Here is a 10,442-nt window from a genome sequence, read left to right as displayed (position 1 = left end):
AGTTCTCGGGGATCAACTTCTCTGAGGTCCATGAGGCGATAAGGTACCCCTGTGCTGCCGCCGAGGCAATCGGCGAAACCCGAGTTGGGGCAAATATCATCGAGCGCCTGCTTCGCATCGCTGGTCAAACGTCTTCCAACATCCGCTTCGCCGTCCGCAAGAGACTGGTTGCGGAAGTTCGCAGAAGAAATTAGGGGCAATGAGAATCCAGCACGATGCAGCCGTTCAGGATTCCGAAGGCAATGACTGGTTTTCAGTTCTTACCGATCCTTGACGTGGCTTTATCCTGAATGGCAGGCGCACGCCTCGCCATGCGCGGCAGACACCAGCTCGTCCAGAATGCCGCAGTGCCCTTCGTGCGAGCCCGAGCAGCGCGCCCGCAACTGCAGCAACTGTTTCTCCAGCGCCCGCATGCTCTTGAGCCGTGCGCGCACCCGCGCCAGCTGTTCATCCACCAGCATGTCCACGTCGCTGCAATCAGCCAGTGGCGCATCTACAAAACCCAGCAAACGGTTCACATCGGCCAGCGGCATGTCCAACGCCCGGCAGTGCCGGATAAAGGACAGACGCTCCAGATGCTGCGCAGCGTAGTCTCGGTAACCGTTGTCTCGCCGCGCCGGCTTGGGCAGCAGGCACTGCTTCTCGTAGTAGCGGATGGTTTCCACATCCACGCCAGTGGCGCGGGAAAGGTCCTTGATCTGCATGTTGAAGCCCTTAGTTCAAACAAGTGATTGACACTGTAGCGGCTCCAGGGTTTCCAATACAGGCATCGAAAGGAAAAACCATGTCAGCCCATTGCTGTGACCACGAAACCCCCAAGGTTGATGCCATCGTCAACCTGGGCCGCTACCGCAAGATCCTTTGGATCGCCCTGATCATCAACGCTGTCATGTTCCTGGTCGAGATCGGCGCCGGATTTCAGGCAGGTTCACTTTCGCTGTTGGCTGACGCGGTCGATTTCGCTGGAGACGCGATGAACTACGCAGTGTCGCTTGCGGTGCTGGCCTCGGCGCTGGCCTGGCGCGCGCGCGCAGCCATCCTCAAGGCGGTGAGCATGATGGGCTTTGGGCTGTATGTGCTGGGGGCAGCGGTGTGGTCGATGTGGCACGGCGAGGTGCCACAGGCCATGACCATGGGCGTGGTGGCGCTGATGGCGTTGGTGGCCAACGTGGCCGTGGCCTGGATGCTCTACGCGTTTCGCGAAGGCGATGCCAACATGCGCAGCGTGTGGCTGTGCTCTCGCAACGACGCCATCGGTAACGTCGCGGTGTTCATGGCCGCGCTCGGCGTGTTCGGCACGGGCTCGGCCTGGCCCGACCTGTTGGTGGCCAGCCTGATGGCGGCGCTGGCGCTGCACGGTGGTTGGACAGTGATGCGGCAGGCGCGGGGGGAACTGGGCGCAGACAGTGCAAAGGAAGACCACCATGGCCACGTCCACTGAACCACCGGGCAATCGCCGATTTGATGGCGCCGCCCATGCCCAGCTGATCCAGAGCGCAAAAACCGCAGCCTCCTCGGAGCAGGCCTGGCTGTACCTGGAGGCGGCCCATGTCGTGGGGCAGCTGCACGTCAAGCCGCACCTGCAGACCCACGCACAGATGTTGAACTTGGCCTTGCGCACCCGCGACTGGTCCGAGGCAGTAGGACAGGTGATGCGGCTGGCGCTGGTACCGCTGGGCCACCTGAGCGGGCGCCTACCGCTGGGCAACCCGGGCCGGTCCACCGTGAGTGCCTTTGATCCCTTGCCTGTGCGTCCCGAGCTGGCTGAGCTGATAGCCCGTGCACGCGGCCATTGAGATGGCTGCCGCTTAAAATTCGTCGCATGCGCGCTTTTCTGATCTTGTTGATGCTCACGCTGCTGCCGCTGCAATTTTCTGCTGCAGCGGCTGCGGCGTGCTGCGGCCACGTTTCGGCCACTCAGGGGCCGCAAGCCACGCACCATCAGTCCAGCCATGGGCAGGCGGTGGAGGGCGTTGAAGACGGGGTCGTTGGCGACAGCGGCTTTGATCTAGATTGCGGAACCTGCCACGCTAACTGCGCCGCCGCTGTCACTGCGACCACCGCGTCCATGGCCATCTCTGCGGGCGCTGAACAGGTCGAACACCTCGCCGAACGCCGCTTGCCTTCCTGGCATGAGCAACCGTATCGTCCCCAATGGTCCACCCCGACAGGTTCGGGGTGGAACGATGTCGCCTGATGCGCTGACAGACACAACTTCCCCGATCCCCAGGCTTCAAGCGGCCGCCGTCTCAGACGGAGGCTGACCTCGGATCGTTTTGGAAGGACTCTCTCATGACCGCTCGCTGGACCCAGCGAAATCCCAGGTGGACATGGCTCGCCGCCGTGGCCATCCTTCTCTTGCTGGATCAATCCACCAAGTCGTATTTCTCCACCATCCTCGAACTGGGTGAAGCGGTTCGGGTCACCGACTGGTTCAACTTCGTGCATGTGCTCAACGCAGGTGCGGCATTCTCGTTTTTGGCGGATGCCGGTGGCTGGCAACGCTGGTTTTTCATCGGCGTTTCGGTGCTGGTGGTGGGCTTCGTTTCAGTGATGTGCCTCGCGCGGCAAGCCGAACCGCTGGACCGCTGGCTGGGCGCCTTTGTGGCCGGCGGTGGTGGCGGCAACCTCGTGGACCGCGTCCAGATCGGCGCTGTGGTGGATTTCCTCGACTTTCACTGGCGCAACATCCATTGGCCGGCCTTCAATCTCGCCGATGTCTTCATCGTCTGCGCCGCGCTGACCTGGTGCCTTGCTTCATTGAAAGCGCCACCGCGCCAACCGACCCGCAAAGTCTCTGAGGAGCTTCCTTCATGAGGCGTGGCTGGATTTGGATCATGGGCGCCTGGGCGTTCGCTTTGGTGTCCACTCTCGGTGCCCTTTTCATCGGTGAAGTCATGGGCATGACGCCCTGTCTGCTCTGCTGGTATCAGCGCATCTTCATGTTCCCGTTGGCCATCATCCTAGGCATGGCCGCGTTCGCCGAAGACCGCCGCGGTGCGGTGTACGCGTTGCCGCTGGCCTTGGGTGGTGCCGCCATCGCGGGCTACCACACCGCGCTGATCGCAGGGTGGGTGCCCCAGTGGTGGGTGCCCTGCGGCGCCGGGCCTTCGTGCAGCGAACAGAGCCTAGAGATCCTGAACGGCATCCAGATTCCCTGGTTGTCTCTCCTGGCCTTCATCGCCATCGCCTTCCTGCTTTTTGTCTATTTGAGAAAGTCCCGTTCATGAACGCCAAAAAATTCACCGTCATCGGTCTGGTGGCTATCGTTGCCTTGTTCTTCTACCTGGGCATGAACGCCTACCAATCGCGGGTGCAGACCGCGCAAGACGTTCAGGTCAAGGCCGAGCAGACGCGCTTGGTACGCATGCACTCGCCGGTGTTCGGCCCGCAGAACGCGCCGGTCACCATCGTCGAGTTTTTTGACCCCGCCTGCGAGACCTGCCGCGCGTTCTATCCCATCGTCAAGAACCTGATGGCCCAGTACCCCGACGACGTACGGCTCGTGATCCGATACGCGCCGTTTCACCAAGGTTCAGACGTAGTGGTCAAGCTGCTGGAGTCGGCCAAGAGCCAGGCCAAGTACCAGCCGGTGCTGGAATCGTTGTTGGCCGCGCAGCCCGCCTGGGCCGACCACGGTCAACCCAGCATCGAGACCGCATTCAAGGTAGCCGAGCGGGCCGGGCTGGACCTCGTCAAGGCGCGGCAGGACATGGAAAAACCCGGTATGCAGGCCGTCCTGCAGCAGGACATAGAAGACCTTACCGCGCTGCAAGTCACCAAGACGCCCACCTTCTTCGTCAACGGCCGCAGCCTGCCCAGTTTCGGGCCCGATCAGCTTGCCGCACTGGTGGCCGAAGAAGTGGCAAAGGTGAAAAAATGAGAGAGATGGCTCCCGCACCTCCTTTCAACCGACGCAAGGTGTTGGCGTTGAGCGCTTCGTGGCTCGCCGCAGGTGGTTTTCTGGCGGGCTGTTCGCCTCAGGCGCCCACTTTCAAGAGCACGGACATCACAGGCGCTGCTTTTGCACAGGACCTCAAGCTCACCGACCACACCGGGCAGGTGCGAACCATGGCCGATTTCCGTAGCAAGGCGGTGGTGGTGTTTTTCGGCTTCACGCAGTGCCCCGATGTGTGCCCCACCTCCATGACCACCCTGGCCGAGGTAAAACGCCTCATGGGCGATCAAGGCAAGCAGTTGCAGGTGCTCTTCATCACAGTGGACCCGGAGCGCGATACGTTGCCCTTGCTCAAGGAGTACATGACCAACTTCGACCCGAGCTTTCTGGCGCTGCGCCCTGAACCGACCGAGCTCAAGGCCGTCGCTGACAGCTTCAAAATCTACTACCGAAAAGCCGAGGGCTCGACACCCACCTCGTACACGATGGACCATTCGGCGGGTAAGTACGTGTTCGACACCAACGGAGCCGTGCGCCTGTTCTCAAGCTATGGGACCGAGCCCGCCGTGATCGCCGAAGACATCCTGGCCCTGCTGAAATCCATGGACGTCTGACCACCCGTTGACGGTATGAAAACGCTGCTGCTCTACCTGGCCACCGCCATCGCCGAGATCGTGGGTTGCTACTTGCCGTTGTTGTGGCTGCGCGGTCAGGGGTCGGGCTGGCTGTTGTTACCCGCAGCGGCCGTGAGCCTGGCCACCTTCGCCTGGCTGCTGACCCTCCACGCCGCGCCCTCGGGGCGGGTCTACGCGGCCTACGGCGGGGTCTATGTGGCGGTTGCGCTGGCATGGCTCTGGTCGGTCGATGGCGTTCGCCCGTCGATCTGGGATGGGGTGGGCGTGGCGGTCACGCTGGCGGGCATGGCGATCATTGCGTACCAACCCCGAGCATGAAACCAGAGGGCCTGCTGACCATGAAAGAAGCCAACGCGTCTGTCTCTCACCGAGCGTCGGTATCAAACGCGTTGGGTGCCACTGCATGACCCGCCGCCACATTGTTTTCCTCTCGGCGCTGGCCGTCCTCGCGGTGTTTGCTGCCGCCGTCTTTCTTTATCAGCGACATACGCTGCAGGTTGCGGCGTTGCAGGCTTCAGAGCAGGCCGGCGCGATGGTGCGACCGCACTCGCCGATCATTGGTGCCGAGGATGCGCCGGTCACCATCGTCGAGTTCTTCGATCCCGCCTGTGAGGCGTGCAAGGCCTTCCATCCTCGCGTGAAACAGATCCTGGCGGCGTTTCCGCGTGAGACGCGCTTGGTGATTCGGTACACGCCGTTTCATAGGGAGGCGTCTGTGGAAGCGGTGAGGATTCTTGAAGCAGCGCGTGCACAGCGGAAATTTGAACCTGTGCTTGACGCCTTGCTGGACGGGCAGCGGGCGTGGACGGGTCAACGCACGAACGCCTCCTTGCGAGCGTGGGCCATTGCGCAATCGGTCGGCCTGGACGTGGAGCAGGCACGCCAGTACATCGCCTCTGGTTCGGTGGATGCCTTGCTGGCGCAAGACGTCGTGGATCTGAAGGCGATCGGGGTTCGAGCCACCCCGACCTTCTTCGTCAACGGTAAGCCGCTGTCTTCGACCGATCCGGATCAGATCTTCGAGCTGGTCAAGAGAGAGGTGGAGCGCCTTCGGTAGTCGCCGTGAGCATAAGCGATCGCCTCGTGCCTTTGGTGCGAGGGCGCAGCACTTGAAGGCGATTTCTCGCGCAGGGCGACGCATTGGACAGCGCGCGTTTGCAGTGCTCGGGGATCAACTTCGCTGAGGTCCTTTGCCAGTCCAATACGCTTGTAACTTCTGCGTGTCCGTCTCCTCAAGACGGTTGCAGTCACTTTGGGGGTGAGTTACGAAATGGAGGCACAGCCTCAAAGCAGTCCGTCAGTTTTTGTACCGTTGGCCGGTGCTATCCGAACACCAGTCAGTGGAGGGCTGCAGGCCAATATTGCATCCCAAACTCATCCTCGCGCGTCTCACTCACGATGAAAATCATGGCGAATGCTGAGCTTCGAGAAACTGAAATTGAGGTCGGGCGCGTTTGCTCTTTTAGCCGCACCCAGTTCGCGCACGCACCAGCGCCTTCAACTTCTGCGCTTCCAACTCCGTAGCAGCAGCGCATTGCTCACCACGCTCACGCTGCTCAACGCCATGGCCGCACCGGCCACCACTGGGTTCAGCAAACCTGCCACCGCCAGCGGGATGCCGATCACGTTGTAGGCGAAGGCCCAGAACAGGTTCTGGCGGATCTTGCGGTAGGTGCGGCGCGAGATGTCGATCGCGTCGGCCACCAGCGCGGGGTCGCCCCGCATCAGGGTGATCCCGGCGGCGTGCATGGCCACGTCGGTACCGGTGGACATGGCAATGCCCACGTCGGCCGAAGCCAGGGCTGGCGCATCATTGATGCCGTCGCCCACCATCGCCACCGAGCGGCCCCCTTCCTTGAGCTGGTTCACGATGGCTGCCTTGTCTGCCGGCAACACCTGTGCTTCGATCTGGTCAATGCCCAGAGCACTCCCGACGGCCATCGCGCTGCCCTGGTTGTCGCCGGTGACCATCACGGTGCGAATTCCCAAAGCCTGCAGGCTCCGAATGGCGGTGATGGCGCTGGCTTTGGGCGCATCGCCAAAGGCCAGCATGCCCACCAGCGCAGGTCCCTCCGTCACATCGGCAAGCCATGAGACCGTGCGTCCATCGCTTTCAAGCTGGCGCGCGGGCTCGGCGAGTGCCGAAGTGTCCACGCCCAGTTCCTGCATGTACCGCGGACTGCCCAGGCGCAATGCACGACCCTGCACCTCGGCCGACATGCCGCGTCCCGGCACGGCGCTCACCTTGGCGGCTGAGAGCAGCGCAATGCTGGCCTGTTCAGCGGCGTTCATCACGGCGCGTGCCAGCGGGTGTTCGCTGCCCGCCTGGATCGCGGCACTCCAGGACAGCAACTCTTCGTCGAAACCAGGAGCCGCCAACGCTGCGACGAGCGTCGGCTTGCCTTCGGTGAGCGTTCCCGTCTTGTCGAACGCGACGGTGTCGATGCGGTGCGCGATTTCCAGGGCTTCGGCATCCTTGATCAGGATGCCCTGGCGAGCCGCCACCCCGGTACCGGCCATGATGGCGGTGGGCGTGGCCAGGCCCAGCGCACACGGACAGGCAATCACCAGCACCGCCACCGCGTTCAGAATGGCCTGCTCCCAGTTGCCGGTGGCCAGGCCCCAGCCCAACAGGGTGAACGCGGCGATCAGCAGCACCACCGGTACAAAGACGGCGCTCACGCTGTCCACGATGCGCTGGATCGGGGCTTTCTTCGCCTGCGCCGATTCGACCATGCGCACGATGCGCGAGAGCGTGGACTCGGCACCCACCGCCGTGGTCTCCACCAGCAGCAGTCCCTCGGCGTTGACAGCGCCGCCGGTGACCTTGTCGCCCGCGTGTTTGGCCACGGGAAGACTTTCGCCCGTGATCAGCGACTCGTCCACCTGGCTGGATCCTGTGATGACGACACCATCTACCGGGATCCGTTCGCCCGGGCGAATCACCACGGTGTCCCCCACCTTCACCTGCGCGATGGCGACGTCGACATCGCCATAGGCCATGCGCACGCGCGCCAACTCGGGCTTGAGCGCGTTGAGGGCGGCGATGGCGGCCGTGGTCTGGCGTTTGGCGCGCGACTCCAGCCATTTACCCAGCAGCACCAGCGTGATGATCACTGCCGATGCTTCAAAGTACAGGTGCGGCATGCCGTGTTCGGCGTGTTTGAACAGCAGATACACGCTCAGGCCATATCCGGCGCTGGTGCCTAGGGCCACCAACAGGTCCATGTTGCCAGCGCCGGCACGCACGGCCTTCCAGCCCGCGCGGTAGAAGCGCGCGCCCAGCCAGAACTGAACGGGCGTGGCCAGCGCGAGCTGCAGCCAGCCATTGATCGTCCAGTCAGAGCCGAACAGCATGGCGAACATGGGCAGCACCAAGGGCAACGACAGCAAAGCGGCGAGCGCGACAGGCCACCAGGGCTCGCCTTTGCCTCTTGTGGGCTGTGCCCCCTGATCCACGCTGGGTTCCTTGCCCACGCTGTAGCCTGCCTTGTGCACCGCAGCCACCAGGCTGGCGGGCAGTGTAGAAGCAGCTGCGTTCACGGTGGCACGTTCGGTGGCCAGATTGACGCTGACTTCCTGTACGCCAGCAACGGCCTTCAAGGCCTTCTCGACGCGACCCACGCAAGAGGCGCAGGTCATGCCTTCGATGGGAAACTGATGCTCGATGAGCGACAAGGTGGCGGTGTTCATGAGGCACTCCAAAAGTTGAGGGTGGAGCGGATCTTTGGCCTTGCCACGGTGGCAAGCGCAACGGCCGATGCAACTTGACCTTGCCACCGTGGCAATGCCCAGAGTGCGGGTTCCCTCAACCCTCCAAGGAGTCATCCATGCACGAATTCCACCTCCCCGACATGACCTGCGGCCACTGCGCTTCCAAGGTGAACGTCACCCTGAAACTGGTTGATCCAGCATGCGAGATACAGGTCGATCTGCCGCGGCGTTTGATCACCGTGAAAAGCGGTGAAGACCGCGATGTTTTGGTCGAAGCGCTGGCTGACGCTGGCTATCCAACCCTTTGAACCCCGCTCCTCAGGGCTCTCCCGGTGAGGGTCTTGACCTTCCCACCATGACAAGCTACATCCTTCGACCGTTGGAGTCATTCAAACCCCGGATCGCACTATGACCACTCTGATGAACATTGGCGAGGCGGCTGCCGCCGCAGGCGTCTCCGCCAAGATGATTCGCCACTATGAACAGATCGGCCTGCTGCCTGAGGCAGAGCGCAGCGATGCGGGCTACCGTCTGTATGGTGATCGTGAAGTCTCGGTATTTCGATTCGTCCGGCAGTCGCGCCATCTGGGGTTTTCGGTGGCCCAGATCGCCGAGCTCCTCGGCCTGTGGAGCGATTCACAGCGCACGAGCCGCGAGGTGAAGGCCGTGGCGCAGCGACACCTGGCGGACCTGGAAGAAAAGCGGCGTGAAATCGAGCAAATGATGGACGGGCTTTCGGCCTTGGTGAAGGCCTGCCACGGCAACGAACAGCCTCATTGCGCGATTCTGGACAAGCTGTCGCGCGGCACCCTGACCCAGCACCAGCCTCAGCAAAAGCCGCAGCTCAAGAAGTCCCGTGCTCAGTCAGAGGCCACCAGTGCGCGCACATCCAGCCCCATCGACCTCATGGCCTGGATGCGGGGCGTGCACGTTCACCATGACGCTCACTGAGAGGGCAAGCTGTCAATGCCATGGCCGTGACCCGGTGTGTTCGGTGACGAACCGACCGCCGTAAAACCCAGTTGCACACTGTTTCGACTTGAGATCGTGCCTTGACCTGCTTTCTTGATCTGCATCAAGGCTGTTCACGCGCCCAGGGTTAGCCTTGGATCGTTGCCACTGCTCACCTGACTGATATGCACATGTATCGCCGCTCGCTGCGCCATGCCACCTGGATGATCCTGGCGGTGTGGTTGTTCGCGTTGGGCGCAGGGGTGGCCAATGCGTGCCTTCTGAACGAACCGAACGAAGGCAGTCAATCTTCGTTCACGGCGATGCCACAGGACGTACCCGTCGCCCAACCCCATCACGGCGAACAAACCAACTCCGGCGATACCGGATGCTTGAAGTTTTGCGATGAAACCTCGCTGGCCATCACCAAGGTGGATCAGCCCATCGCCAATGTCAGTCCAGAGTTGGTGGGCGTGCTGCACCAGGTATGGGGGTCGTCCACGACCTCGGCCATCGCCACACGGGACCGGGTACAGGCCACCAGACCCGTGCATCTGACTTTGCCCACCGCAGCCCGCCCGCATCGGTTGTCGTTGTAGGCCGGCATCGCAGTCCATTGCGAAGAGTGCCTCCGCACTCTGGTCTGGCCAGATGGCCCCCCGTCCCGTTGTTGGCTTCCGCCACTTTGTCGCCGCATGAGGCGGCTCTCCTATTCATTCACAGAACACCACCATGAAAACTCTCCACACCATCGTCGCGATCTCTGCCGCGTTCTTGCTGACGGCATGCGCAAACCCAAGCGCACCGGGAACCGGCGCAATGTCGGCAGCCAAAGCCGACGAACACAACGCCCATCAAGCCGCTGCGGCATCTTCTGCCATGCCAAACGGCATGAAGGACATGCAGGCCATGCGCGACAAGATGATGAATGCCAAGACCTCAGCCGAACGGCAGGCACTGATGAACGAGCACATGAAAACCATGCAAGAAGGCATGGCGATGATGAAAGGCATGAAGGGAATGGGCGGCATGCATGGCAAGGAAGGCATGCCAGGGATGTCCGGCATGAAGGAGATGCCCGTGGACATGGGCAAGCACCATCAGATGATGGAGATGCGCATGGACATGATGCAGACCATGATGGAAATGATGATGCAGCGCATGCCGGGTGCAGCCACCGCGCCCGTCAGCAAGTGACAAGCCATCACCGCTCATCCAGGGGTGATGGAACTGCACATCGATCG

The 10,442-nt window shown here is 62.2% G+C and carries 16 protein-coding genes; 14 read left to right on the top strand and 2 right to left on the bottom strand.

Translation table 11 applies throughout. The features are described from left to right. A partial coding sequence (locus Q1W68_RS10255) for a hypothetical protein (protein ID WP_300716505.1) occupies positions 1 to 194 on the top strand: 194 nt, incomplete at its 5' end. An 87-nt stretch (positions 195 to 281) separates the two neighbouring features. Here the strand turns inward: Q1W68_RS10255 and Q1W68_RS10250 are convergent. Continuing rightward, entirely contained in the window at positions 282 to 704 is a 423-nt protein-coding gene (locus Q1W68_RS10250; protein WP_300651988.1) for a Cd(II)/Pb(II)-responsive transcriptional regulator, read from the bottom strand. An 80-nt stretch (positions 705 to 784) separates the two neighbouring features. Between Q1W68_RS10250 and Q1W68_RS10245 the strand changes: the two genes are divergently transcribed. The 9 genes from Q1W68_RS10245 to Q1W68_RS10205 all read left to right on the top strand — a co-directional run bounded on the left by Q1W68_RS10245 (position 785) and on the right by Q1W68_RS10205 (position 5,590). Then, positions 785 to 1,441: a cation transporter gene (locus tag Q1W68_RS10245; protein ID WP_300658128.1), complete on the top strand. Its 657-nt coding sequence runs from the start codon at positions 785 to 787 to the stop codon at positions 1,439 to 1,441. Beyond that, positions 1,425 to 1,796 carry a DUF3703 domain-containing protein gene (locus tag Q1W68_RS10240; protein ID WP_300653844.1) on the top strand — a complete coding sequence of 124 codons (372 nt, stop codon included), beginning with the start codon at positions 1,425 to 1,427 and terminating at the stop codon, positions 1,794 to 1,796. The genes Q1W68_RS10245 and Q1W68_RS10240 overlap by 17 nt, the downstream gene beginning before the upstream one ends. Positions 1,797 to 1,822: 26 nt before the next feature. Beyond that, positions 1,823 to 2,197: a hypothetical protein gene (locus tag Q1W68_RS10235; protein WP_300653845.1), complete on the top strand. Its 375-nt coding sequence runs from the start codon at positions 1,823 to 1,825 to the stop codon at positions 2,195 to 2,197. Positions 2,198 to 2,292: 95 nt separating this feature from the next. Beyond that, positions 2,293 to 2,817 (top strand): signal peptidase II, encoded by a 525-nt coding sequence (lspA, locus tag Q1W68_RS10230; protein WP_300653846.1) that lies wholly within the window; start codon positions 2,293 to 2,295, stop codon positions 2,815 to 2,817. Beyond that, positions 2,814 to 3,230: a disulfide bond formation protein B gene (locus Q1W68_RS10225; protein ID WP_159602441.1), complete on the top strand. Its 417-nt coding sequence runs from the start codon at positions 2,814 to 2,816 to the stop codon at positions 3,228 to 3,230. The genes lspA and Q1W68_RS10225 overlap by 4 nt, the downstream gene beginning before the upstream one ends. Then, positions 3,227 to 3,883 (top strand): thioredoxin domain-containing protein, encoded by a 657-nt coding sequence (locus tag Q1W68_RS10220; protein WP_300653848.1) that lies wholly within the window; start codon positions 3,227 to 3,229, stop codon positions 3,881 to 3,883. Before Q1W68_RS10225 ends, Q1W68_RS10220 begins: the two co-directional genes overlap by 4 nt. Further along, positions 3,880 to 4,512 carry an SCO family protein gene (locus Q1W68_RS10215; protein WP_300653850.1) on the top strand — a complete coding sequence of 211 codons (633 nt, stop codon included), beginning with the start codon at positions 3,880 to 3,882 and terminating at the stop codon, positions 4,510 to 4,512. The genes Q1W68_RS10220 and Q1W68_RS10215 overlap by 4 nt, the downstream gene beginning before the upstream one ends. A gap of 15 nt (positions 4,513 to 4,527) precedes the next feature. Next, on the top strand, positions 4,528 to 4,851 hold the full coding sequence (locus tag Q1W68_RS10210; RefSeq protein ID WP_137922107.1) for a YnfA family protein: 324 nt from the start codon (positions 4,528 to 4,530) through the stop codon (positions 4,849 to 4,851). Between the two features lie 85 nt (positions 4,852 to 4,936). Further along, positions 4,937 to 5,590 carry a thioredoxin domain-containing protein gene (locus Q1W68_RS10205; protein WP_300653854.1) on the top strand — a complete coding sequence of 218 codons (654 nt, stop codon included), beginning with the start codon at positions 4,937 to 4,939 and terminating at the stop codon, positions 5,588 to 5,590. Positions 5,591 to 6,030: 440 nt separating this feature from the next. On the opposite strand, the gene Q1W68_RS10200 is transcribed toward Q1W68_RS10205, so the two are convergent. Then, positions 6,031 to 8,226, bottom strand: a complete 2,196-nt coding sequence (locus Q1W68_RS10200) for a heavy metal translocating P-type ATPase (protein ID WP_300716497.1) — start codon at positions 8,224 to 8,226, stop codon at positions 6,031 to 6,033. A gap of 137 nt (positions 8,227 to 8,363) precedes the next feature. On the opposite strand from Q1W68_RS10200, the gene Q1W68_RS10195 reads away from it, so the two are divergent. The 4 genes from Q1W68_RS10195 (at position 8,364) to Q1W68_RS10180 (ending at position 10,395) form a co-directional block, all read left to right on the top strand. Continuing rightward, positions 8,364 to 8,555, top strand: a complete 192-nt coding sequence (locus tag Q1W68_RS10195) for a heavy-metal-associated domain-containing protein (RefSeq protein WP_137922110.1) — start codon at positions 8,364 to 8,366, stop codon at positions 8,553 to 8,555. Between the two features lie 100 nt (positions 8,556 to 8,655). Further along, positions 8,656 to 9,198 (top strand): Cu(I)-responsive transcriptional regulator, encoded by a 543-nt coding sequence (cueR, locus tag Q1W68_RS10190; RefSeq protein WP_366146700.1) that lies wholly within the window; start codon positions 8,656 to 8,658, stop codon positions 9,196 to 9,198. Between the two features lie 191 nt (positions 9,199 to 9,389). Continuing rightward, positions 9,390 to 9,797, top strand: a complete 408-nt coding sequence (locus tag Q1W68_RS10185) for a hypothetical protein (protein ID WP_300658340.1) — start codon at positions 9,390 to 9,392, stop codon at positions 9,795 to 9,797. A 133-nt stretch (positions 9,798 to 9,930) separates the two neighbouring features. Continuing rightward, positions 9,931 to 10,395 (top strand): hypothetical protein, encoded by a 465-nt coding sequence (locus Q1W68_RS10180; protein WP_300653860.1) that lies wholly within the window; start codon positions 9,931 to 9,933, stop codon positions 10,393 to 10,395. Positions 10,396 to 10,442: the final 47 nt, after the last annotated feature.

Origin of the sequence: Hydrogenophaga sp. (assembly GCF_030158645.1) — a bacterium.
In the GTDB taxonomy this organism is placed as follows: Bacteria; Pseudomonadota; Gammaproteobacteria; order Burkholderiales; family Burkholderiaceae_C; genus Hydrogenophaga.
The sequence above is the reverse complement of the archived record's forward strand: the minus strand, read 5'-3'. Positions and strand labels throughout refer to the sequence as shown.